The organism is Micromonospora sp. NPDC023814 (genome assembly GCF_040639595.1).
In the GTDB taxonomy this organism is placed as follows: domain Bacteria; phylum Actinomycetota; class Actinomycetes; order Mycobacteriales; family Micromonosporaceae; genus Micromonospora.
The window spans coordinates 50,056-73,706 of sequence record NZ_JBFAAF010000003.1 but is presented as its reverse complement, the minus strand read 5'-3'; the positions used below and the strand labels follow the sequence as shown (position 1 = coordinate 73,706).

General features: G+C 72.9%; 21 protein-coding genes. 13 read left to right on the top strand and 8 right to left on the bottom strand.

What is annotated here, in order from left to right:
- From AB0G14_RS02410 to AB0G14_RS02395, 4 genes are read right to left on the bottom strand one after another with little or no spacing between them, the layout of a single operon-like run.
- Positions 1–825, bottom strand: coding sequence for an SDR family oxidoreductase (locus AB0G14_RS02410; protein WP_357692912.1), 825 nt, complete (start codon positions 823–825; stop codon positions 1–3).
- A complete protein-coding gene (locus AB0G14_RS02405) occupies positions 822–1,664 on the bottom strand; it encodes an amidohydrolase family protein (protein ID WP_357692910.1) in 843 nt (280 codons plus the stop codon). Before AB0G14_RS02405 ends, AB0G14_RS02410 begins: the two co-directional genes overlap by 4 nt.
- Entirely contained in the window at positions 1,661–2,848 is a 1,188-nt protein-coding gene (locus AB0G14_RS02400; RefSeq protein WP_357693052.1) for a mandelate racemase/muconate lactonizing enzyme family protein, read from the bottom strand. The genes AB0G14_RS02405 and AB0G14_RS02400 overlap by 4 nt, the downstream gene beginning before the upstream one ends.
- Positions 2,848–4,230 (bottom strand): aspartate aminotransferase family protein, encoded by a 1,383-nt coding sequence (locus AB0G14_RS02395; RefSeq protein ID WP_357692908.1) that lies wholly within the window; start codon positions 4,228–4,230, stop codon positions 2,848–2,850. The genes AB0G14_RS02400 and AB0G14_RS02395 overlap by 1 nt, the downstream gene beginning before the upstream one ends.
- Positions 4,231–4,470: 240 nt before the next feature.
- On the opposite strand from AB0G14_RS02395, the gene AB0G14_RS02390 reads away from it, so the two are divergent.
- From AB0G14_RS02390 to AB0G14_RS02330, 13 genes are all read left to right on the top strand, one after another.
- On the top strand, positions 4,471–5,286 hold the full coding sequence (locus tag AB0G14_RS02390; RefSeq protein WP_357692906.1) for an IclR family transcriptional regulator: 816 nt from the start codon (positions 4,471–4,473) through the stop codon (positions 5,284–5,286).
- Between the two features lie 255 nt (positions 5,287–5,541).
- The gene (locus AB0G14_RS02385; RefSeq protein WP_357692904.1) at positions 5,542–7,644 is read left to right on the top strand and encodes a hypothetical protein; all 2,103 of its coding nucleotides are present in this window, start codon (positions 5,542–5,544) and stop codon (positions 7,642–7,644) included.
- 32 nt (positions 7,645–7,676) lie between these two features.
- Positions 7,677–9,860, top strand: coding sequence for a hypothetical protein (locus AB0G14_RS02380; RefSeq protein WP_357692902.1), 2,184 nt, complete (start codon positions 7,677–7,679; stop codon positions 9,858–9,860).
- A 38-nt stretch (positions 9,861–9,898) separates the two neighbouring features.
- Positions 9,899–11,161, top strand: coding sequence for a Gfo/Idh/MocA family oxidoreductase (locus tag AB0G14_RS02375; RefSeq protein WP_357692900.1), 1,263 nt, complete (start codon positions 9,899–9,901; stop codon positions 11,159–11,161).
- A gap of 23 nt (positions 11,162–11,184) precedes the next feature.
- Entirely contained in the window at positions 11,185–12,420 is a 1,236-nt protein-coding gene (locus AB0G14_RS02370) for a sugar ABC transporter substrate-binding protein (protein WP_357692898.1), read from the top strand.
- 96 nt (positions 12,421–12,516) lie between these two features.
- The gene (locus AB0G14_RS02365) at positions 12,517–13,419 is read left to right on the top strand and encodes a sugar ABC transporter permease (protein ID WP_357692896.1); all 903 of its coding nucleotides are present in this window, start codon (positions 12,517–12,519) and stop codon (positions 13,417–13,419) included.
- Entirely contained in the window at positions 13,416–14,318 is a 903-nt protein-coding gene (locus AB0G14_RS02360; RefSeq protein ID WP_357692894.1) for a carbohydrate ABC transporter permease, read from the top strand. Before AB0G14_RS02365 ends, AB0G14_RS02360 begins: the two co-directional genes overlap by 4 nt.
- Before the next feature lie 8 nt (positions 14,319–14,326).
- A complete protein-coding gene (locus tag AB0G14_RS02355; protein ID WP_357692892.1) occupies positions 14,327–15,349 on the top strand; it encodes an NAD-dependent epimerase/dehydratase family protein in 1,023 nt (340 codons plus the stop codon).
- Between the two features lie 2 nt (positions 15,350–15,351).
- On the top strand, positions 15,352–16,359 hold the full coding sequence (locus AB0G14_RS02350) for a dihydrodipicolinate synthase family protein (RefSeq protein ID WP_357692890.1): 1,008 nt from the start codon (positions 15,352–15,354) through the stop codon (positions 16,357–16,359).
- Positions 16,343–17,437 (top strand): hydroxyacid dehydrogenase, encoded by a 1,095-nt coding sequence (locus AB0G14_RS02345; protein ID WP_357692888.1) that lies wholly within the window; start codon positions 16,343–16,345, stop codon positions 17,435–17,437. The genes AB0G14_RS02350 and AB0G14_RS02345 overlap by 17 nt, the downstream gene beginning before the upstream one ends.
- 80 nt (positions 17,438–17,517) lie before the next feature.
- Positions 17,518–18,357, top strand: coding sequence for a fumarylacetoacetate hydrolase family protein (locus AB0G14_RS02340; RefSeq protein ID WP_357692886.1), 840 nt, complete (start codon positions 17,518–17,520; stop codon positions 18,355–18,357).
- The gene (locus tag AB0G14_RS02335) at positions 18,354–19,292 is read left to right on the top strand and encodes a GNAT family N-acetyltransferase (protein WP_357692884.1); all 939 of its coding nucleotides are present in this window, start codon (positions 18,354–18,356) and stop codon (positions 19,290–19,292) included. Before AB0G14_RS02340 ends, AB0G14_RS02335 begins: the two co-directional genes overlap by 4 nt.
- Positions 19,293–19,370: 78 nt before the next feature.
- Positions 19,371–20,225, top strand: a complete 855-nt coding sequence (locus AB0G14_RS02330) for an SMP-30/gluconolactonase/LRE family protein (protein WP_357692882.1) — start codon at positions 19,371–19,373, stop codon at positions 20,223–20,225.
- 123 nt (positions 20,226–20,348) lie between these two features.
- Here AB0G14_RS02330 and AB0G14_RS02325 read toward each other — a convergent pair whose 3' ends face one another.
- The 4 genes from AB0G14_RS02325 to AB0G14_RS02310 form a co-directional block, all read right to left on the bottom strand.
- Positions 20,349–20,915, bottom strand: a complete 567-nt coding sequence (locus AB0G14_RS02325; protein WP_357692880.1) for a TetR family transcriptional regulator — start codon at positions 20,913–20,915, stop codon at positions 20,349–20,351.
- Positions 20,915–21,427 (bottom strand): FBP domain-containing protein, encoded by a 513-nt coding sequence (locus AB0G14_RS02320; RefSeq protein ID WP_357693050.1) that lies wholly within the window; start codon positions 21,425–21,427, stop codon positions 20,915–20,917. Before AB0G14_RS02320 ends, AB0G14_RS02325 begins: the two co-directional genes overlap by 1 nt.
- A gap of 253 nt (positions 21,428–21,680) precedes the next feature.
- Positions 21,681–22,115, bottom strand: a complete 435-nt coding sequence (locus AB0G14_RS02315; protein WP_357692878.1) for a hypothetical protein — start codon at positions 22,113–22,115, stop codon at positions 21,681–21,683.
- The gene (locus AB0G14_RS02310; RefSeq protein WP_357692876.1) at positions 22,108–23,448 is read right to left on the bottom strand and encodes a molybdopterin-dependent oxidoreductase; all 1,341 of its coding nucleotides are present in this window, start codon (positions 23,446–23,448) and stop codon (positions 22,108–22,110) included. Before AB0G14_RS02310 ends, AB0G14_RS02315 begins: the two co-directional genes overlap by 8 nt.
- Between the last annotated feature and the right edge of the window lie 203 nt (positions 23,449–23,651).

Sequence of the window (23,651 nt, the reverse complement as noted above, 5' to 3'; positions counted from 1 at the left end):
TCAGAGGGTGCTGCGGTACGGCGGCATGAACCGCAGTCGGGGCATCTGGTCGGCGAGCACTCCCCCGTCGACGACCAGGTGGGTGCCGTTGATGTAACGACCGGCCTCGGAGGCGAGCAACAGGAGCGCGCCGACGCAGTCGGCCGGCGTACCGTAGCCGCCGCGCAAAGGGATCCGCTCCTCCCAGGCGGCCTCGAACGCCTGCCGGTCCAGGGAGAACTCACCGTCGATCGGGGTGGCGATCATCCCAGGAGCGATCGTGTTGGCGGTGATGCCGTGCGGCCCCAGCTCGGCGGCGAGCGACCGGGTGAGCAGCTCGACGGCACCCTTGGAGGCGTTGTAGTGGGCCAGTCCGGCCTCGGCCATCAGCCCGTTTTTCGAGGAGACGTTGACGATGCGGCCAGCCACCCCGTCGGCGACCATGTGCTCGGCGACGCGTTGCGCGAGGAAGAAGACGGCGTCCACGTTCACCCGCATCACCTCCCGCCAGTTGGCGACGGTGATCTCGTTGAAGTGCTCCAGCCGGGCCACCCCGGCGTTGTTGACCAGGACGTGCACCGGCCCGTGGGCGCGCCGCAGGTCGTCCACCCAGGGTGCGATCGCCTCGGTGTCGGCGAGGTCGAAGGCGTACGGGTGGCAGGCGCGGCCGCGGTCGGTGATCGCGGCGGCGACCGCGCCGAGGTCGACGCCGGGCCGGTCGACGACCACGACGTCGGCGCCGGCGGCGGCGAGCCCGGTGGCGAAGGCCGCCCCGAGCCCGCGCGCCGCACCGGTCACCACGGCCAGCCGGCCAGACAGGTCGAAGGAGGGCGGGACGACGGTCATGTCAACCCCAACAGGTCGAGCGACGGGCGGTGGATCAGCTGCTCGATCTGCTCGGTGTCGAGCGGGTCGAGGCCGGGGATGCCGGGCACCCGACCCACCGCCCGCAGCCCCTCGATCGAGGCGTCGACGGTGGTGAAGGGATAGTCGCTGCCGAACAGCAACTTGTGCCACACCCCGTAGTCCTGGACGAGCCGAAGGCTGTGCCAGAGCTGGAAGGGTCGGTAGTGCAGCGCGGAGACGTCGGCGTAGACGTGCCGGTGCTTGCGGATGACCGCGATGCACTCCCCCTCGTACGGGTGACCGAGGTGGGCCAGCACCATCCGCAGCTCGGGGTGGCGGATCGCCACCTCGTCGAGGTGCACCGGCAGGGCGAAGCGCAGCGGTGCGGTGGAGACGAAGGTGGTCCCGGTGTGCACGAGCAGCGGCAGTCCGTGCCGGACGGCGTAGGTGTACAGGTCGTCGTAGGCCGGGTCGGCCGGGTCGAACCCGGCGTACATCGGCATCAGCTTGATGCCGCGCAGGCCGAGGTCGCGGTGCCCGTGCTCCAGCTCGTCGCGCCAGCCGGGCTGGGTGGGGTCCAGGGCGAGGTAGCCGACCAGCCGGTCGGGCCGGGCGGCGACGTACGCGGCCACGGCGGCGTCGTCGACCCAGAGCCCGGAGCGGCGGGCCTTGCCGCCGACCACGATCGTCCTCGTGTCCTCCGGTGCGGTGGCCGCGTACTCCGACCACCGCACCGTCAGGTCGACCTCGCCGCCGTGCGCCCGGGCCGCCTCGGCGGCGAACGGGTCGCCGACGTGGTCCGGGCAGTCGAACAGGTGCGAGTGCACGTCGACGATCATCGGCGGTCCCGTTTCTCCCACCCCTCGGCGAACATGTTCCAGAAGCCGTGGCTCGGCGGGTGCTCGACGAACACCTCGTCGACCAGTTCGACGCCGAGGCCCGGCGCGGTGGGCAGGTCGATGTGCCCGTCGACCACGGGCAGGGCGCCGCGCACGGCGTCGAAGACGTACTCCTCCAGCAGGCCGTCGAACGTCTCGAGGATCTTGAAGTTCGGCATCCCGAGGACTGCGTGCACCGAGGCGGTGGTGCACAGCGGCGAGTTGGAGTTGTGCGGGGCGACCACCATGGCGTGCTGGTCGGCGATGGCGGCGAGCTTGCGCACCTCGGTGAACCCGCCGGCCATGGACAGGTCGGGTTGGATGATGTCGACGGCGTCGGTGGCGAACAGCCGGGCGTACTCGTAACGGTTGTGGAAGTGTTCGCCGCCGGAGATCGGCATGGTGGCGCGGGCGCGCAGCTCGGCGTACCGCTCGATGTGGGTCCACGGCAGCGGTTCCTCGAACCAGCCGAGGTCGAACGGCTCCAGCTCCCGGACGAGCCGGGCGGCGGTGTGCATGGCGAAACGGGCGTGGCCCTCGACGAACAGCTCGGTCTCGGGCCCGACGGCGTCGCGGACGGCGGCGACGATGTCGACCGAGCGGCGCAGCTCGGTGCGGGACAGCTCGCCGAGGCCGGCCCCGAACGGGTCGAACTTCAGCGCGGTGTACCCCTTGGCGACGGTGGCGACGGCCCGTTCGGCGAAGGCGGCGGGCTCCCGGTCGCCGGTGTACCAGCCGTTGGCGTAGACCCGGACGCGGTCGCGGCAGGCCCCGCCGGTCAGCCGGTACGCGGGCACGCCGAGGGCCTTGCCCATGATGTCGTAGAGGGCCTGGTCGACGCCGGAGACGACGATCCCGCCGACGTCGCCGCCGCGCAGGAAGTCGCCCTGGTACATGCGCAGCCAGATCTCCTCGACGTCGAACGGGTCGGCGCCGATCAGGTGCCGCCCGGCCATCGCCTCGGCGAGCTGGCAGGTCTCCCGGGCCCGGTACGGGTGGGTGATCTCGCCGACGCCGGAGAGCCCGGCGTCGGTGTGCACCCGTACGTAGGAGAAGTCGCGCCAGGCGGTGCCGAGGGTGAGGGTCTCCACCCGGCTGATCCGCCCGGCCGGGCCGACCGGCCGTGTCTTGTCGACGGTCAGCATCACCGCTGCCCTCCCCCGGTGGGGGTCGCGCCGCCCATGGTGGCGGTGCCGGCCAGCTCGGTCACCCCGCCGGCGGCGAGGGTGTCGCGGACGGCCGCCCGGGTGGCGTCGACGAGGTGGTCGATGTCGGCGTCGGTGTGGGCGTACGAAATGTGGTTGCGCTTGAGGTTCAGCGGCAGCTCGAAGATGCCGTGCTCGGGCATCCGCCGACGGTAGCCGATGAACATGCCGGCATCGTTGCGCAGCAGGTCGTCGTAGCTGCGCGGTGCCGGGCCGGGCATGAAGTACGTCACGAAGACGGAGCCGTGGCCGGTGACCACGGCGGGGACGCCGAGGTCGGCGAGGACCTCGGTGATGCCGGCGCGGGCCCGCTCGCCGAGCCGGTAGACGTGCTCGTGCACGGGCTCGGCGCGCAGTTTGCCGAGGGTGGCGATGGCGGCGGCGACCACGGCCGGGTGGCCGTTGTAGGTGCCGGCGAAGAACGCGGGCGCGCCGGGGTGGGTGCTGAACAGGTCCATCAGGTCGGCCCGGCCGCCCAGGGCGCCGATCGGGTAGCCGTTGGCGATGGCCTTGCCGAGGGTGGTCAGGTCCGGGGTGACCCCGCTGATCTTCTGCCAGCCGCCGAGGTCGTGCCGGAAGCCGGTGATCACCTCGTCGAAGACGAGCACGCTGCCGGCCCGGGTGCACTCCTCGCGCAGGGTGCGCAGGAACTCCTGGTCGGGCAGGAGGCAGCCCACGTTGTGCGGCACCGGCTCGACGATGACGGCGGCGATGTCGTCGCCGTGCGCGGCGAAGGCGGCCCGGACGGCGGCCACGTCGTTGAAGCGCAGCACGAGGGTGGCGTCGAGGACCTCGGGCAGGATGCCGGTGGAGATCGGGTCGGCCACGCCCACCTTGTCCGGGGCGGAGATGACGTTGAGGCTGACCGAGTCGTGCCAGCCGTGGTAGCAGCCCTGGAACTTGACCACCAGGCGCCGGCCGGTGGCGGCGCGGGCGACCCGCAGGGCGTGGAAGGTGGCCTCGCTGCCGGTGCTGGTGAGCAGCACCTTCTCGATGCTGGGCACCAGTTCGGCGAGGGTCTCGGCGAGTTGGACCTCCCCGTCGGTGACGGCCACGCCGCACAGGTCCAGCCGCCGGCCGGCCTCGGTGACGGCGGCGTTGACGTCGGGGTCGTTGTGACCGAGCAGGGGTGGCCCGAAGGCCGCGTGGTAGTCGGTGTACTGGCGTCCGTCGGCGTCCCAGAAGTGCGCTCCGGAGGCCCGGGCGATCACCAGCTCGGTGAGGCCGGGGATGCTGCGCTGTCCGCTGTTGACGCCGCCGGGGATGACCCGGCGCGCCCGCTCGGCGAGCGTGGCGCCGGTCGGGGCCGATCGTGAATTCACACCTTCTCCTCATCGGTGCGGCGCGGCGACCCAGCCCGGTCGCGGCGCCGCGGGGTGTCCGCCGCAGGAGGAACATTTCGAAGTTTCGGAACACTGTTCGGCATTGCCAAACGATGTTCGGCATACTAAGCACGCTTGTTCGCCACGGTCAACACGCCGGGATGCCAAATCTCGAACAGCTTTGTTACGCTGTTCGGCCTTGGCGAACAGATCGGCTTCCCCCTGCCCGAAAGAAGGACCATGACCACCACCGAAGACGGGGACAGCTCCCGCTACCTGGTGCGCAGCGTCAGCCGCGCGGCCGAGGTGCTGGAGGCGCTGTCCGCCGCCACCCCGGGCGAGGGGCTCAGCGTCACCGACGTCGCCCGCGCCTGCGGCCTGTCCAAGAGCGCCGCGTTCGCCACCCTGCACACCCTGTGCCACCACGGCCTGGCCGCCGACGACGGCGAGGGGATGAACCGGCGCTACCGGCTCGGGATGTCCCTGGCGCGCCTCGGCGTCCGCGCCCAGGAGCAGCTCTCCCTGCGCGACATCGCCCGCCCGGTGCTGGCCCGGCTGACCCGCGACACCGGGCTCAGCTCCCGGCTGGCCGTCCCCGAGGGGGCGCACGCGGTCGTCGTCGACCAGGTCAGCAACGGCGAGCGGATCCAGATCGAGCTGCGGATGGGCACGCGCGAGCTGCCGCACTGCACCGGGCTCGGCAAGGCCCTGCTGGCCGAGATGACCCCGCCGCAGGTCACCGAGCTGATCGGCCGCGTCGGGCTGCCCCGGCGCACCGACCACACCATCTGCGACCTGGACTCCCTGCTGGCCCACCTGGCCGACGTCCGCCGCGCCGGGTACGCCCTCGACGACGAGGAGGACGCCGAGGGGGTGTTCTGCATCGGCAGCGCCCTGCGCGACCACACCGGCGCGTGCTGCGGGGCCATCAGCGTGACCGGGCTGAAGCTCGGCCTGCCCAGCTGGCGGTACCAGGAGCTGGGACGACAGGTGCGCCAGGCCGCCGACGCCATCTCCGTCCGGCTCGGCCACGTTCCGGCGGAGCAGACCCCTTGACAGCGGGTTCACCTGCTGTTTAACGTTCCGCCAACGTCGCGTCCCGGCCGCGACCGTCTCGGGCGAACCAGCTGACTCCCGTCGTGCCGCAGCCCCGGCACCGGGCGTTCCGGTCAGCAGCTCCGCCGCCTGCGCGCCTCGCGCGTTTGCCCGACCTTCCCCCCGTCCTGCGGCGCCTCCCGGCGCCCGCAGACCCCCAGCACCGCCGTCCGGCGCACCCGCCGGTCGGCGGGACCGCGAAGGTTGAGGCTCTCCATGGGTCTACTCGGCACGTCCGTACCCACCCCCCACGACCAGGTCCTGCGCGTCGACACCGTCGCCGACCTGGCCGACCTCACCCCCGCCGCGCTGACGGCCCGCACGCTGGTCCGCGTCGCCGGCTACCACACCCCCGGCGACGGCGGCGGCATGCTGCTGCGCTGGGACCCCACCAGCACCGCCGCCGGCAACGGCGGCACGGTGCACGACCCGTACCCGGGCGGGCGCGGCGACCGGCGCGGCCGGTGGTCGGCCGTGCACGACGGGGTCGGCGACTTCCGGATGTTCGGGATCTTCGGCCGGGACACCCCCGCCGACGCCGCGCTGGACGCGATGGTCGCCGACCCGGCGATCCATCGGATCGAGGCCCACACCGACCTGCGCTTCGTCAAGCGGCACACCTTCGGCCGCAGCGACATCGAGCTGGACTTCGGCGGGCACACGGTGCACACCGACGGCATCGAACGCAACACCCACGACAACCCGTTCGGCGCGGTGCTCTACTTCCGGGGCACGGTGACCGACACGACGATCACCCACACCCTCACCGAGACCGTCCCCGAGCTGACCGACGTGTTCCCGGTGCCCGACTCGGGGCGCTTCGCCGTCGGCCAGTGGTGGACCGCCACCAGCAATGCCCTCACCGGCGCCGACGAGCGCGAACTGCAGAAGATGGTCCAGGTCACCCAGATCGTCGACGGCACCCACATCCGGGTGGGCTACCTCAACGGCTGGACCCTGGAGCCCGGACGCACGATCACCTGGCGGCGGGTCGAGCCGGTCCAGCGCGCCCACGTGCGCAACATGGTCTTCCTCGGCCACGTCGCCTTCACCGGCGAGTACCCCGGGTCGGGGCCGGACGACCGCGAGTACAGCGGCTCCCACCCGGTCGCCTACGAGTACGCGGTGCGCTGCGACGTCTCCGGCATCGACGCCACCGGCACCTGGTGGCCGGTGGTCATGCGCCGCTGGTGCACCCACTTCACCACCGCGAACTGCACCCTGAAGAACCCGCCGACCGTGATGTACGGCGGCGCCGGCTACCTCACCCAGCAGATCTACTGCCTGTACGGGCACGTCGTGGACTGCCGCAGCTCCAACGCCCGGCACCTCAACGACCTCACCGCCTCGGCGTACTGCACGGTGGAGAACTGCCACGGCGACGGCGACGACGCCGGGGGCAACCCGTTCACCACCCATGGCCAGTACGAGCACGACCTCGTCTTCACCGGCAACTCCGGCCTGATGGACATCGCCAACAGCGGTGGCCAGTGGGGCATCAGCGCCAAGCGGATCACCGTCCGCCGACACGTCTGCTCCTGGTTCGTCGCCGGCACCAAGATCACCGACCTGACCCTGGAGGACGTGCGGGTCGTCGCCCGCTCCACCTTCGACCCGGCCGGCACGCTCCAGGTCAACGCCGACGGCGCGCAGCTACGCGGCTGCTCGGCGCGAACGCTCAGCATCGCCCAGCGCTCGACCCGTTCCCGCCGGCCCACGGTCATCGCCGACTGCGACTTCGACCAGCCCGCCGGCACGGTGATCGTGCAGACCCCGGTGAGCAACCCGGTGCACTTCGTCCGGACCACCTTCCGCGGCCTGGACGGCGCGATCATGCGCGGCGCCGGCCCCGTCCACTTCACCGACTGCACGCTGACCGGGGCGCCGGACGCGGCGCCGCTGCTGATCGGCGCGGCCGAGGTGGTGGTACGCGGCGGCACCCTGACCGACACCGGCATCGAACTGTCAGCCGTCCGCGACCAGCGCCTCGTCGTCGACGGCGGCGCGGCGGTCACCGGCAGCAACGCCCGCCGGGCGCTGCTGACCCGGGCCGCCGGCACCGGCGCGGTCCGGATCGAGCTGGGCGACTACCGCAGCGCGGCGGCCGACGCGGAGACGGCGCACGTGCGCATCGACACCGGCGTCAACCGGTACCGGGCCGTCGGCGCCCGCTTCTCCGGCGGGCGGCTGGCGCTCGCCGACGCGGCCTTCGGCGCCGCCTCCACCCTGCTGCACACCGGGTGCGTCGAGGAGGGGGTCGCCCGCGAGCTGCCCGCCGACTCCGCCCGCGTCGCCACCGGCGACAACCTCACCCTCTGATCGCCCCGGCCCCCGCAAGAGGAGACACCCCCATGGACCGCTCCGAACCGACCTCCCGCCGCACCCTGCTGCGCGCCACCGGGGTCGGCGGGCTCGCCCTCGCCGGCGCCGCCCTGACCCTCGCCCCCACCACCGCCGCGTCCGCCGCCCCCGAGCCCGACAGCACGGCGAACCCCCTGGCCCCCGGCCTCGACGCGGTCCTGCACGTCGGCACCGTCGCCGCCCTGCTCGGCCTGAATCCCGGCACCCTGCACGACGGGCGGGTCGTGCACGTCGACGGGCACTACGCCGCCGGCGACGGCGGCGCCCGTTTCGTCCGCTGGAACGCGGCCAGCACCGCCGCGGGCAACGGCGGCACCGTGCTCGACCCGCACGGCGACCGGCCCGGCCCCGGCCGCTGGCTCCAGCTGCACGACGGCGTCGTCGAGTTCCGGCACTTCGGCATCTTCGACGCGAAGACCCCCGCCGACGCCGCGCTGGACGCCATGGTGAACGACCCGTCGGTGCACCGCATCGAGGCCCACTCCGACCTGCACTTCGTCAAGCGGCACCGGTTCACCCGCAGCGACCTCGTGCTCGACTTCGGCGGACACACCATGTCCACCGACGGGATCGAGGACGCCGGCCGCGACGACCCGTTCGCCGCCGTGCTGTTCTTCCGTGGCAAGGTCACCGACGAGGTGCGCACCCACACCCTGACCGAGACGGTCCGGGAGGGCTGGGACTCCTTCCAGGTCGCCGACTCCGGCGCGTTCGCCGTCGGCCAGTGGTACGCCGTCGAGGTCAACCAGCTCGCCGGCCGCTGGGAGAAGGAGCTGCAGAAGCTCGTCCAGGTCACCCAGATCGTCGACGGCACCCACATCCGGGTCAACTACAAGAACGGCTGGGAGCTGGCCCCCGGGCGCACCCTCACCTGGACCCGGGTCGAGCCGGTCAGCCGGGTGCACGTACGCAACCTGCTGTTCACCGGCAACGGCGCCGACCAGTACACCGGCTCCCACCCGATCGCCTACGAGTACGCCGTGCACTGCGACGTCGCCGACGTCGACGCCACCGGCACGTTCTGGCCGGTGATCATGCGCCGCTGGTGCACGTACTTCCACACCACCCGGTGCACCCTGAAGAACCCCACCTCGGTCACCTGGGGCGGCGCGGGCTACCTGACCCAGCAGATCTACTGCCTGTACGGGCACGTCGAGGACTGCCGCACCTCCAACGCCCGGCACCTCAACGACTGGACCGCCTCGGCGTACTGCTACGTCACCAACTGTCACGGTGACGGCGACGACCAGGGTCCGTTCGTCACCCACGGCCAGTACGAGCACGACCTCGTCTACACCGGCAACTCCGGGCTGATGACCTTCGCCAACTCCGGCGCGGCCTGGGGCTCGGCGGCCAAGCGGATCACCGTGCGCAAGCACGTCTGCTCCTGGTTCGTGGCCCGGGTGAAGGTCACCGACCTGACCCTGGAGGACGTGCAGGTCATCCGCAAGGCCGGACTGGCCGGCTCCGGGATGATGTGGGTCAACGCCGACGGCGTGCAACTGCGCGGCTGCTCCGCCGACGACACGCTGATCATCTCCCAGCAGTCCACCCGGTCGCAGCGGCCGAACGTCATCGAGGGCTGCTCCTTCACCCTCGCCACCGCCGGCACCGAGGTGGTGCAGGCCAGCGTCACCACCCCGGTGCACCTGGTCCGCACCACGCTCCGGGGGGTCAACGGCCACACCTTCAGCGGCACCGGGCGGCTGCACCTGACCGACGTGACGTTCGTCGGCGCCCCCGACGCCGCGCCGGTCACCGTGAAGTCCGCCGACCTGCGCCTGTCCGGCGGCACGTTCACCGACACCGGCATCCGCCTCGCCGGCGCCGCCGACCAGCGGATCAGCGTCGGCTCCGGGGCGGTGTTCAGCGGGACGAACGCGGCGAAGGCGCTGCTGTCCCGCGCCGCGGCCACCGGCGTCGTGCGGTGGGAACTGGGCGGCTACCGCAGCAGCACCGTCGACGCCGGCACCGCCCACGTCAGCGTCGACGCCGGCACCAACCGGTACTCCGCCGTCGGGGCGCAGTTCACCGGCGGGAAGCTGCGGCTGGCCGACGCCGGCTTCGGCGAGGGGTCGTACCTGCACCACACCGGGTGCGTCGAGGAGGGCGTGGCCCGGGAGCTGCCCGCCGCCTCGCCCCGGGTGCGCGACGCCGGAAACCTGACGGTCTGAGCGCGGCGACGGCGAGCGAGAGAGAAAGCGAGAAACAGGTGGAACAGCAGGACCGGCCGGTGCGGGTGGCGCTGGTGGGCGCCGGGAACCGGGGACAGACGTACGCCCGGTGGGTGGCCGCCAACCCCGCACGCGCGCGGCTCGTCGCGGTCGCCGACCCGCGCCCCCACCAGCGGGGGCTGATCACCGCCGCCCACCCCGGCGCGGCGGCGTACGCCGACTGGCGGGACCTGCTGGCGGCGGACGCGCCGGCCGACGCGGTCGTCGTGGCCACCCAGGACCGGATGCACGTGGAGCCGGCCGTCGCGTTCGCCAAGGCGGGCCGGCACCTGCTGGTGGAGAAGCCGCTCGCGCCGACGGCGGACCAGTGCCGGGAGATCGTCGACGCGGTCCGCGCCACCGGGGTGCTGTTCGCCGTCTGCCACGTGCTGCGCTACACCCCCTACACCGACCTGGTGAAGCGGGTGGTGGACAGCGGGGTGCTGGGCGAGATCGTCAGCGTCCAGCACCTCGAACCGGTCGGCTGGTGGCACTACGCCCACTCCTACGTGCGCGGCCCGTGGCGGCGGGAGGACCTGGCCACCCCGATGCTGCTGGCCAAGTCCAGCCACGACCTGGACTGGCTCGGCTACGTCACCGGCCGGCGCATCGAACGCGTCGCCAGCTTCGGCGGGCTGCGCCACTTCCGGCCCGACCAGGCCCCGGCCGGCGCCGCGCAGCGGTGCCTGGACTGCCCGGTCGAGCCGGACTGCCCGTACTCGGCGCCGAAGCTGTACCTGCCGGTGCTGCGCGAGCACGGGCCGATCTGGCCGGTCAGCGTGGTCACCGACGGCACCGACGAGGCCGCGCTGGTCGAGGCGCTGCGCACCGGCCCGTACGGACGCTGCGTCTACGCCGGCGACAACGACGTCGTCGACCACCAGGTCGTGGCGATGGAGCTGACCGGCGGGGTCACCGCCACCTTCACCATGGCCGCCTTCACCGAACAGACCCACCGCCAGACCCAACTGTTCGGCACCCACGGCTCGCTCTCCGGCGACGGCGAGCGGGTCCGGGTGCACGACTTCCGCACCGACCGGATCGAGGTCCTCGACGCCGGCACGGTCGGCGGGTCCACCGCCGCCGACGACCACGGCGGCGGCGACACCGGGCTGATGGACGCCTTCGTCCGCGCCGTCGCCACCGGCGACGGCCGGCACATCCGGTCCGGACTGGACGAGACCCTCGCCAGCCACCTCGCGGTCTTCGCCGCCGAGGCGGCCCGGCACACCGGCACGGTCGTCACCGTGCCCGCGCAGTGAACCACTCAGAGAGGAACGGACAGATGCGAGTTCGCAGGTTCGCGCCGGTCGCGGTCGCCGCGCTGGCGGCCGGGCTGCTCACCGCGTGCGGCGGCGGGTCCGACGCCGGCGGCGACAAGCAGGACGTCACCATGTGGATCTACCCGGTGATCCCCGACGAGGCCACCCACCGGGGCTTCTGGGACAAGCAGGTCGCCGCGTTCGAGGCCGACCACCCGAACGTCGACGTGAAGGTCGAGATCTTCCCGTGGGCCAAGCGGGAGGAGTCGCTGACCACGGCGATCGCCGGCGGCAAGGGCCCCGACGTGGTCTACCTGATCCCCGACCAGCTCGGGAAGTTCGGCAAGATGATCGAGCCGGTCGACGAGTACCTGCCGGCCGACGCGAAGGCCGACTACCTGGACAACCTCCGCGAGGCGGTCACCCAGGACGGCAAGATGCTCGGCGCGCCCATCCTGACCAGCGCCAACCCGCTGATGTGCAACGCGAAGGTGTTCGCCGCCGCCGGCGTCACCGAGTACCCGAAGACCTGGGCGGACCTGCTCGCCCTCGCGCCGACGTTCAAGGCCAAGGGCTTCGACGTGACCAACTACTACGCCGACCCGAACGCCACCCTGAACCAGTCCTTCTACCCCCTGCTGTGGCAGGCCGGCGGGGACGTGTTCGGCGCCGACGGCAAGTCGGTGGCGTTCGACGGCCCCGAGGGCGTCAAGGCGCTGACCTTCCTCAAGCAGCTCGTCGACGGCGGCTACGTGGAAAAGGACCTGCTCACCAATATCCCCGCCTTCGAGCAGACCAACGTCGCCAAGAACAAGGTGGCCTGCACCTGGCAGCACGTCCCGGCCGACGTCGAGACGTTCTGGGGCAAGGAGAACATCAAGATCTTCCCGCCGCTGACCGACGTCAAGAGCGTCGGCTACGGCGCGGTGGGCAGCCTGTCGATGCTCAAGGGCAGCAAGGCCAAGAAGGCCGCCGGCGAGTGGATCACCTTCGCGACCCAGCCGTCCGTGGCCACCGCCTACGACACGGCGGGCGGCTACTTCTCCACGAAGAAGTCCGCCGGCTCGCTCTACGCCCAGGACCCGGTCAACGGCGAGCTGGAGAAGACCCTGCCGAGCATGACCGTCGGCTCGCTGAACGAGAAGAGCCGCGAGGTGATGGGCGTGCTCAGCCCCGAGATCCAGGCCGTGCTGATCGGCAAGAAGACCCCCGAGCAGGCCCTCGCGGACGCGGCCAAGGCCGCCGACGCGCTGCTCTGACCCACACCGGCCCGCCGTCGCCGCGTCGCGGCGGCGGGCCGGGCACCACCCGACCGGCCACGTCGGCCGGTCCGTACCCGCGAAGAGGATGGCGAGATGGCCGTACCTGCTCAGCTGCCGGCCCGCAGGGCCCGGCGGGTGATCGCCCGGCGCGAGGCACGATGGGGTCTGCTCTTCGTCCTCCCCGCGTTCCTGCTGTTCCTGGCGTTCCGCTTCGGCCCGGCCATCGCCGGGCTGGTGCTCGGCTTCATGGAGTACACGATCGGCGGCGACGCCGAGTGGACCGGGCTGGACAACGCCCGCCACCTGGTCGACGACCCGGTGTTCTGGCAGTCGCTGCGGGTCACCGTCGTCTACACCCTGCTGTACGTGCCGCTGACCGTGGCCGTGTCGGTCGGGCTGGCGCTGCTGGTCCGGCGCGGCTTCCGCGGCGTCGGCTTCTTCCGGTCGGTGTTCTTCCTGCCGGTGGTCACCAGCCTGGTCCTCGTCGCCACCGTCTTCTCCTGGGTGTTCTCCTCCGACGGCCCGTGGTCGCGGATCATGGGCTGGCTCGGCCTGCCCGACGACTCGTGGCTGGCCTCCAGCGCCCTGGTGGTGCCGGCGCTGGCGCTGGTCGGCGTGTGGTCACACTTCGGGTACGGCATGCTGATCGTGCTGGCCCGGCTCCAGGACCTGCCGCGCGAGCAGGAGGAGGCGGCGCTCACCGACGGCGCCGGCCCGTGGCAGCGCTTCCGCTGGATCGTGCTGCCCCAGCTCAAGCCGGTCCTGTTCTTCCTGCTGGTGATCGAGACAACCGCCTCCTTCCAGGTCTTCGACCTCGTGTACGCGATGACCGGCGGCGGTCCGGCCCGCGCCAGCTACACCCTCGTCATGGCCCTGTACGACCAGGGCTTCAAGTACTTCGACCTCGGCTACGCCAGCGCGATCGGGGTGGCCCTGTTCGTGATGACCCTGGTCGTCGCCCTGGTCCAGCGGCTGGCCCTCGGGAGGAACAAGTGACCGCCACGAGCACCGCCCCCACGCCCGCGCCCACCACGCCACCTTCGCCGGCGAAGCGGCGGCGTCGGTCCTACCGGGCGTTGCAGCCGGGTCCGGCCGGCACCGCGCTGCGGTACGTGCTGCTCGCCGTCGCCAGCGTGGTCACCCTGTTCCCGTTCTACGCGATGGTCGTGTTGAGCCTGAAGCCGACCGCTGCCGTCGAGTTCCCCGGCAGCCTGCTGCCCTGGCCGATCGACCTCGACGCGTACGCCACCGTGCTCGACTCGCGGAGCATCCTGCGGTGGCTGCTGAACACCACGATCTACTCGGTGGTCAGCGTCGTCGCGGTGCTCCTGCTCGCCGCGATGGCCGGGTACGCGTTCGCGAAGAAGCGCTTCCCCGGCCGGGAGACGATGTTCTGGTCGTTCCTGGCGATGGTGATGGTGCCCTACCACGTCACCCTCATCCCGACCTTCATCCTGATCGCGAAGGTCGGCGGGGTGGACACCTACTGGGGGCTGATCCTGCCGACGCTCGCGAACGCGCAGGCGGTCTTCCTGATGCGGCAGTTCATCCAGGGCCTGCCGGACGAACTGTTCGAGGCGGCGCGCATCGACGGCGCGTCGGAGTGGCGGATGTTCGTGCAGATCGTGCTGCCGCTGTGCAAGCCGATCCTGGCCACCCTCGGCGTGTTCGTCTTCCTGTGGCACTGGAACGACCTGCTCTGGCCGCTGATCATCGGGCAGAGCGGGGACATGCGCACGCTCACCGTCGGCATCGCCTCCCTCCAGCAGGAGAACGTGCCGCTCAACGTCATGCTCGCCGGCTCGGTCGTCGCGTTCGTGCCGATCTTCGCCGCCTACCTCGTCGGCCAGCGGTACTTCACCGAGGGCGTCACGATGTCCGGAATCAAGGGATGAGAAGACCAGTGTTCAACAGTGAGTCCGAGTTGGAGGACCGGCTGACCCGGCCGTCGGCGGCGCTCGTCGCCGACCTGGCCGGCGACTCCGGCGACCTGGTGGTGCTCGGCGCCGGGGGCAAGATGGGCCCGTCGCTGTGCCGGCTGGCCCGCCGGGGGCTCGACGCCGCCGGCCGCACCGGCGACCGGGTGTACGCGGTGTCGCGCTGGTCGGACCGGGCGGCGGCCGACGCGCTGGCCGCCGACGGGGTGGAGCCGGTGGCGTTCGACCTGCTGGGCGACGGCGATCTGGGCGGCCTGCCCGACGCCCGCGACGTGATCTTCATGGTGGGCGCGAAGTTCGGCACCGCCACCGCCCCCTACCTGGCCTGGATGGTCAACGCGGTGCTGCCCGCCGCGGTGGCCCGCCGCTACCCGGCCGCCCGGATCGCCGCGTTCTCCACCGGCAACGTCTACCCGATGGTGCCGGTGGCCTCCGGCGGCTGCCTGGAGACCGACCCGACCGGCCCGGTCGGCGACTACGCGATGAGCTGCCTCGGCCGCGAGCACGTCTTCGCGCACGCCGCCGCGACGCGGGGCACCCCGGTCGCGGTGCTCCGGCTCAACTACGCCGTCGACCTGCGCTACGGGGTGCTCGCCGACATCGGGCAGGCGGTGCTGGCCGGCGACCCCGTCGACGTCACCACCGGCCACGTCAACGTGGTCTGGCAGGGCTACGCCAACGAGGTCGCCCTGCGGGCGCTGCGGCACGCCTCCACCGACGTGTGCACCCTGAACCTGACCGGCCCGGAGACCGCGCCGGTGCGCCGGATCGCCGCCCGGTTCGGCGCGCGGCTGGGCATGCCGGTGACGTACGCCGGCACCGAGGCGCCCACGGCGCTGCTCAACGACGCCGGCCGCTGCCACGCGCTGTTCGGCTACCCGGACGTCCCGCTGGGCACCCTGGTCGACTGGCAGGCCGACTGGCTGGCCGCCGGGCTGCCCACCTCCGGCAAGCCCACCAAGTTCGCCGTCCGCGACGGGAGGTTCTGACCGTGTCCCTGGAACTGCTGCGCGAAGGCACCGTCATCCCGGCGCACCCGCTGGCGCTGAGCGCCGACCGTCGCCTCGACGAGCGGCGGCAGCGAGCGCTGACCCGCTACTACCTGGCCGCCGGGGCGGGCGGGCTCGCCGTCGGCGTGCACACCACCCAGTTCGCCGTCCGGGAGGCCGGGCTGCTGCGGCCGGTGCTCGCCCTGGCCGCCGACACGGTCGACGCCGAGGCCGGCCGGCCGGTGGTGAAGGTCGCCGGGGTGTGCGGCCCCACCGTCCAGGCCGTCGCCGAGGCCGAGCTGGCGGCCGGGCTGGGCTACCACGCCGTGCTGCTGTCCCCCGTCGTGCCGGGCGCCGACGAGGCGTACCTGCTCCAGCGGGCGCGCGCGGTCGGCGAGGTGCTGCCGGTGATCGGTTTCTACCTCCAGCCGGCCATCGGCGGCCCGCGCCTGTCCCCGGCGTTCTGGCGGGCGTTCGCCGACCTGCCATCGGTGGTCGCGGTGAAGCTGGCCCCGTTCGACAGGTACCGCACCCTGGAGGCGGTGCGCGGGATCGCCGCCGCCGACCGGGGCGCGGAGGTGGCGCTGTACACCGGCAACGACGACCACATCCTCGGCGACCTGCTCGGCGAGTTCGCCGGCCGCCGGTTCGTCGGCGGGTTGCTCGGCCAGTGGGCGGTGTGGACCCGCGCGGCGGTGGCGATGTTCGACCGGGTGCGGGCGGCCCGCTCGGGCGACGCGGCGGCGCTGGCGGAGCTGACCGCCCGCGCGGCGGCGCTCACGGACGCGAACGCGGCGGTGTTCGACGCGGCGAACGACTTCCACGGCTGCATCGCCGGGGTCCACGAGGTGCTGCGCCGGCAGGGGCTGCTCGACGGGGTGTGGTGCCTCGACCCGGCCGAGGGGCTGTCGCCCGGCCAGGCCGAGGAGCTGACCCGGGTGAGCACCGCCTACCCGTGGCTGACGGACGACGACTTCGTCGCGGAGCGTCGCGATGACTGGCTCCGGTGAGCCCCCCGGGGCCGGCGCGGCCGGCAGGCCCGAGGCGCCGGACGGCCGGCCCGTGACCACGCTCCCCGGTGGGCACCGTCCGGTCACCGTGGTGTCCGTACCGGCCACACTGCGCACCCAGTTCTTCCCCGACCGGGTCGGCGACCGGCTGACCACCGTCACCGACGCCACGCTCGTCGACGACCACTCGGCACTCACCCGCACCGACCTGGCGCCGCTGCTGGCCCGGGCCGAGGTGCTGGTGACCTCCTGGAGCGTTCCTCGGCTCGACGCGGCCCTGCTGGACCGCGCCCCCGCGCTCCGGCTGATCGCGCACACCGGCGCGTCGGTCAAGCCGTTCGTGACCCCCGAGGTGTTCGCCCGCGGCATCACGGTCACCCAGGCGGGGCAGGGCATGGCCCGGTCGGTGGCCGAGGTCGCGCTCGCGTTCACCCTGGCCCTGCTGCACCAGACGCCCCGCTTCGACCACGCGCTGCGCGGCGGCACGAGCTGGAGCCGGGCGGAACAGGCGCCACCCCGGCACGAGATCCTCGGCTGCCCGGTCGGCGTCGTCGGCGCGTCCCGCACCGGGCGGGCGTACCTGGAGCTGGTCCGGGCCCTGGGGGCGGAGGTCAGCGTGTACGACCCGACCCTGACCGCGGCGGACGCCGCCGCGCTCGGCGTCCGGCTGGTCGGCCTGGACGAGCTGCTCACCGGTAGCCGGATCGTCGCGCTGCACGCACCGACCCTGCCGGAGACCCGGCACCTGCTCGGCGCCCGCGAGCTGGCGCTACTGCCCGACGGCGCCGGTCTGGTCAACACCGCCCGGTCCTGGCTGGTCGACGAGGCGGCGCTCGTCGCGGAGCTGTCCCGCGGCCGGATCGACGCCGCGCTGGACGTCTTCGACGAGGAGCCGCTGCCCACCGGCCACCCGCTGCGGGCGCTGCCCAACGTGCTGCTCACCCCGCACCAGGCCGCCGGAACCGTGCAGGGTCGCCGCCGGCAGGGCGAGATCGTCGTCGACGAGATCATCCGGCATGTGACCGGTCGACCCCTCGCCCACGCGGTGACGCCCGAGATGCTGGCCCGCACGGGCTGACCCGCCGTCCCGCACCCCACCCGTACGCGCTCGGCCCGGGCCCGCACGCGGCCCCGCCGTCGTCAGTCAGAGAGGACATCATGAAGTTCATGCGGATCGGCCCGGTCGGCGCCGAGCGGCCGGTGCTGTTCGACGACACCAACCACTTCGACCTGAGCGGGATCACCGCCGACATCGACGCGGCGTTCCTCGCCGCGGACCCCGTCGGGCGCGTCCGGGCGGCTGGGCCGCTGCCGCTGCTCGACGTGACCGGGGAGCGGATCGGCGCCCCGATCGCCCGGCCCGGGGCGGTGCTCTGCATCGGGCAGAACTACAGCGCGCACGCCGCCGAGTCCGGAGTCGCCCCGCCCGACGAGCCGATCCTGTTCCACAAGTCGCCGAACACCGTGGTCGGCCCGTACGACCAGGTGCTGGTGCCGCGTGGCTCGACGAGGACCGACTGGGAGGTGGAACTGGCCGTGGTGATCGGGAGCCGCGCCCGCTACCTGGACTCCCCGGCTGAGGCGCTGGCCCACGTTGCGGGGTACGCGGTCACCAACGACGTGTCCGAACGGGACTACCAGTTCGCGGACCCCGGCGGCCAGTGGTCCAAGGGCAAGTCGTGCGAGACCTTCAACCCGCTCGGCCCGTGGCTGGTCACACCGGACGAGGTGGGCGACCCGCAGGCGCTGCGGCTACGTTCGTGGGTCAACGGCGAGCCTCGGCAGGACTCCCGCACCGTCGACATGATCTTCGACGTGGCGTACCTGATCTGGCACCTGTCCCAGTTCACCGTGCTGGAACCGGGCGACGTCCTCAACACCGGCACCCCGCAGGGGGTGGCGCTGTCCGGCCGGTTCCCCTACCTGGCGGCCGGCGACGTGATGGAGACGGAGATCGACGGGCTCGGCCGGCAGCGCAACGTGCTCGCGCCCGCGTGACCGCCCCCGTCGAGTACCGTTCGGCCACGCCGGCGGACGTACCGTCGCTCCACGCCACGTGGGCCGAGGCGTTCACGGACGCGCACGTGACCCGGCTCTACGCCCACGACCGCGACCGATTCCGACGCACGTTCGTCGCGGCGGAGGCCGGAGCGGTCGTCGCCGCCGTCTACTACCTGCCCCGCCGGGTACGCAACGCCGCCGGCGGCATCGACCTGGTCGGCGGGGTCGCCAACGTCGCCACCCGGGTCCAGGCACGCGGTCGGGGTCACGTCCGCCGCCTGCTCGACCTGGCCGTCGCGGCGATGGCGGCGGACGGCTGCGCCTGGTCGTTGCTGTTCACCGGCACACCGGGCGTCTACCTGAGCAGCGGCTACCGCACGTTCACCCTGCGCCACCCGAGCGGTCGACCGGCGGCGGGCGTCCCCCTGCCGCCGGACTGGACCGTGCGGGCGCAATCCCCGGTGGACTGGGCGGAACTCGCCCCGGTGCACGAGTCGTTCAACGCCCACCGGCCGCTGAGCACCGTGCGGGACGCCGACGACTGGCGGCTCCGGGTGCCGGTCTGGTACGCCCCACCCACCGAGATGCTGGTGGCCCGGCAGCACGGCCGGACGGCGGGCTACCTGGCCGCGCAGTGGTCTCCCGGGCGCGTCCGGGTGGTCGAGGCCGCTGCCCGCCCCGACCGGCCGGACGCTCTGCACGCCCTGTTCAGCGCCGTGGCCCGCACCGCCGCCGAGCGCGACGTACGACACTGTACGGCCCGGCTGCCGGACGACCCGGCGATCCGGACGGCACTACCGTGTCTCCTGGCCGACGCGGTGACCGAGGCCGACACCACCGGCATGGTCCGGCCGATCCACGCGGCACCCGACCACCTGGCCGCGATCACCGGCGCGCCCGGGGCCTTCCACTGGCCGGCCGACTATCTGTGAACACCGGACGAGCCGCACCCCGCCAGCGACGGTGACATGGGGCAGCCCACGCCACGTACGGCACACCAGGGAGGTTCGATGGTCGTCGCGGAACAGGTCACGCCGGCGGTCGCGGGACACGGCGAAGGGCCGGTGTGGTGCCCCGACGACCAGCGGCTGCGCTGGGTCGACATGCTGGTCGGGGACGTCCTGGCGCTGGACCCGGCCACCGGGGCGGTCAGCCGCCGGCACGTCGCCCCGGTGGTCGCGGCCCTGCGCCCGCGATCCGGCGGTGGCCTCGTCGCCGCCGTCGAGCGGGGCTTCGCGCTGCTCGGGGGCGACTCGGTGGAGTTGCTGCCCGAGCTCTGGTCGGACCCGTCGATCCGGATGAACGACGGCGGATGCGACCCGCTCGGGCGCTTCTACTGCGGCTCGATGGCGTACGACGCCGAGCCGGGTCGGGCCGCGCTGCACCGGCTCAGCCCGAGCGGTGCCGTCGAGACGGTGCTCACCGGGCTCACCGTCTCCAACGGCCTGGCCTGGACCCGGGACGGCGGGACCGCCTGGTATGTCGACTCGGCCACCCACCGGGTGGACGCCTTCGCCTTCGACCTGGCCACCGGCGAGCTGCACGACCGACGGCCGGTGGTCGCGGTGCCGCCCGACGCGGGCACGCCGGACGGGCTCTGCCTCGACGTCGAGGGCGGTGTCTGGGTCGCCCTGTGGGACGGGGGCGTCGTCCACCGGTACGCCCCGGACGGCCGCCTCACCGCCGTCGTGGCGCTGCCGGTTCGGCGCCCCACCGCATGCGCGTTCGGCGGCCCCGACCACGCTGACCTCTACGTCACCACCTCCCGCCAGGGCCTGCCGGCCGACGACCGTTCCCCGGCGGGGGCGCTGTTCCGGATCCGACCCGAGGTGCCGGGGTTCCCCGAGCACACCTTCGCGGGCTGACAGCGGCGCCAAGCCCGATCGGGCGCCACGTCTCGCGACGCGGGTGACCATCCGCCGCTGATCGCCGTCGCCAGGGGCGCTCGTCGGCGACCAGCGCGTCGCGGTCGCCGGCAAGGGTGTGGTTCAGCGTCGGCCCGTCTCGGCTCCGATCGCCGACAGCATGACGTCACGAGCCGGCACGGGTGAGTCCTCGGTGATGCGGGTGAGCCCGGCGAGCCCGACTCCGAGCATGAGGATCCGCCAGGCGGCCGTTCGCGCCTGCGCGGCCTCGGAGTCCCCGGCCAGGACCGCGGCGAGGACGTCGGTCAGCCGTGCGAGCGTCTCGACGTAGCTCCTCGCGACGAGGGGGCGCTGCTGCGCGTGTGCGCCCGCCTCGGCCCACCGCGCCAGCGCGTGCCCGTCCCCGTCGGTGCTCACGAGGTCGGCGAAGAAGAGCACGAGCGCGTCGTACGCATCGAGGCCGCCGACGTTGCGCTCGTACTCATCGATCTGCTGCGCGGCGTAGTGCCGCCAGGCCTCGGCGGCGAGTTCTTCGGTTGACGCGAAGTGGTGGTGGATCTGGCCCTGCGACCCGCCAAGTTCGTCCGCCACGATTCTGGCCGTCACCGCACTCAAGCCGTCGCGCTCGACCACGGCGGCCGCCGCCTCGACGATCGAGCGGCGCCGCTCCGCACGCGCCAGGTACGCCATCATCGCCTCCCTCGTACGGTTCTCGGAGTGGCCGACACCGAGCGTAGGAACGCGACGGTACGCATCCGCAGCCCCTCCCTGCGCTCCCGGATGATTTCGTCGACCGGTGGGTCGAGCGGTCCGAGGATGGGTGCGCTGTGCACCTTCGTGGCGCAGTCGAGGTCGGTGCACACGAGGATGCCGAGCGTGCTCAGCCGCTGGCGCTTGTCCGCGGAGGGGCGCGGCGCGGAGAAGAGGGCGACCTCGTTGAAGCGCCGCATGAAGTGGCACAGCGAGCACATGACCGCTCGCCCGCCGAGCTCAGCCCGGCTCGGACTCTGGCGGAGCAAGGCGCCCGACGCCGTGCCGTCGATGTCGGTGACCAGGTAGGCCCGCAATGGCGCTCGGGGATCTCGCCACCCGAGGTAGTCGAGCTTGCCCCACGCGACCTCGTCGAACCAGGCCGGCAGACGGACCTTGCTCTCGACCGCGTCCAGGTTCGCGATCGCACCGCGCACCTCGTCCCGACTCATTGCCCGCACGACGTCACCTCCTGGCCAATCCTGTACATCTGTACAACTTGTAACTCGATACAAGTTCCCTGTCCACTCAATTTCCGGTGCGGCCCACCGTGCGAACTTCCTTCGCCAATCAGCAGGAGCGCCCACCTCGTCGACCCCTGCGTCGAGTCCCCGTCCACCTGCCGCGTCGCCGATCACCACCGAGGTGCGCAGGGCGTCGCGAGCCCAGTCGCCAGACGCCGGCAGAGCCTGACCTGCGGAAGGGTCAGCGCCGCCGCAACGCGTAGAGCGCCGCGCTGGCGGCGAAGAGCGCCCCGCTGATCGCCAGCCAGCGGGCCAGCAGCGGTCGCGGGGCCAGGCCGGTCGCCGCTGTGTATGTCTCGTCGCCGAGACCGAGGATGCCGGGAAGGTAGACGAGTAGCAGCAGCCCGGCAGCAAGCGCGGGCACCCGCACGTGGTTCAGCGCCGACGGTGCGCCTCGGTGCCCCGGGGCGGCGCGCAGCCCCCGGTCGATCAACGCGTAGACCGGGAACAGGAGCAGGTCGTGGGCGATGACCGCACCGAGGAACCAGAGCAGCATCCCGCCTGCGGCCGGTTCCCCGGACAGCCGCAACGCGATCCAGCCCGTCACCGCGAAACAGCCGAGCAGGAGCAGCAGGTGCCAGGGCGCGGCGCCGTAGCCGCGCCGGAACTCAACCATCGGCACGTTCCTCGAAGGTGATCTCCCGGACCCACTTGGTGCAGTGCACTCCGGGCAGTGCCGGCACGATGATCCGCGCCGGGTAGCCGTGGTCGAGGGACAGGTCGCCGCCGTTGACCCGCAGGGCGAGCAACGATTCCGGGTCGCGGACCTGGTTGGGCTGCAACCGGGCCTGACGGAACAGGCCGCTCCGTTCCAGCGATCGAACCCGCGCCGGGGCGGACTCGGGCACGCCGACCAGGGCGGCGAGGTCGCGCAGCCGCACCCCGGTCCAGGTCTGCGCCGTCGACCAACCCTCGACGCAGGCGATCGGCAGGTCCGCGGTGTGCTGGGCCATAGCGAGCAGGCCGTCCCGGTCCAACTCCACGCTGCGGCCGCCGCCCCGCACGCTGAGCCGCCAGTTCGCCCCGGTGTCGGCGGACTGGATGCCGGCTGCGGCAGCGCTGCGGTTCACCGGGAAGCCGTTCGGCCCGTCGCCGTGCCGCCGGCCCCGAGGCAGCAGCAGCGCGGTGCGGCGCAGCACGCCGTCCAGGCTCTGCCCGACGGTCAGCGCCGCGAGCAGCAGCGCGCCGCCCCCGGTCAGGGCCAGCACACCGCGCCGGCTCATCGTCGCCGCACCGGGGCGCCGGGCAACCAGACCGTCCGGGTCCGCCGGCTCCGGTCGGGTCCCGGCCGACGGGGTACGCGCGAAGCCCGGACCGCGCAGCGCGGAGACCATCCGGGGCAGCTTGATCGCCACGTGGGTGACCAGGGCGGCGGTGAAGACCCAGGCGCCGTACCAGTGCGCGGTGTAGAAGTCGAACCCGAACAGGTAGGCGTACTGGATGTTGAGCAGGCCGGTGGCCATCTCGAAGAGGATCCCGCCGACCAGCAGCAACAGCGACAGTCGTTCCACCGCCTGAGCCGTCGATCGAGCCGGCGGCCAGTCGAACAGCTTCGGCACCACCGACCAGAGTTTGGCCAGCACCACCGGCACCAGCACGATGCCGAGTGTCACGTGCAGGCCCTGTGTGACCCGGAACAGCCAGGCCGGGCGGGTCGGCCAGTCGAAGACGGGCGGGTGCAGCCAGCCCACGTCGCGGGGGAAGGCCTGGCCGAGGCGGGGACCGTAGGCGATCCAGTCCAACAGCCCGGTGATGATCACCAGCGGTAGAGCGGCGAGCAGGACGGCACCGAACACCGAGGTCAGCCACGGGCCGCGTACCGGGCTGCGCCAGGCGTCGGCGGCCGCCTCGGCACCCGGTGGGCGGTGCCGGTCCAGCGCCCGCCACAGCCGCGCCGGGTAGGCGTACCCCTGGCTGTCGGTTGTCCCGGCGGACGGCCGGGGTGGCACGGCGGAGGGCTCGGGCCGGCCGGACGCCCGCCCGCCAGGGTCGGGCCCCGGAGGCGGGTCTGGCGGCGGATCGGCGGGCACGTTTCTCCTGGCGGCGAGTCGTCGAGCCCGGCGCGGCGGGGCCCTCGTGCAGCACGCTAACCGGCAGCACCGCCCGCCGGCTGGCTTTGCCGCATTACCGAAGGCGCACCGCCGGTCCGCAT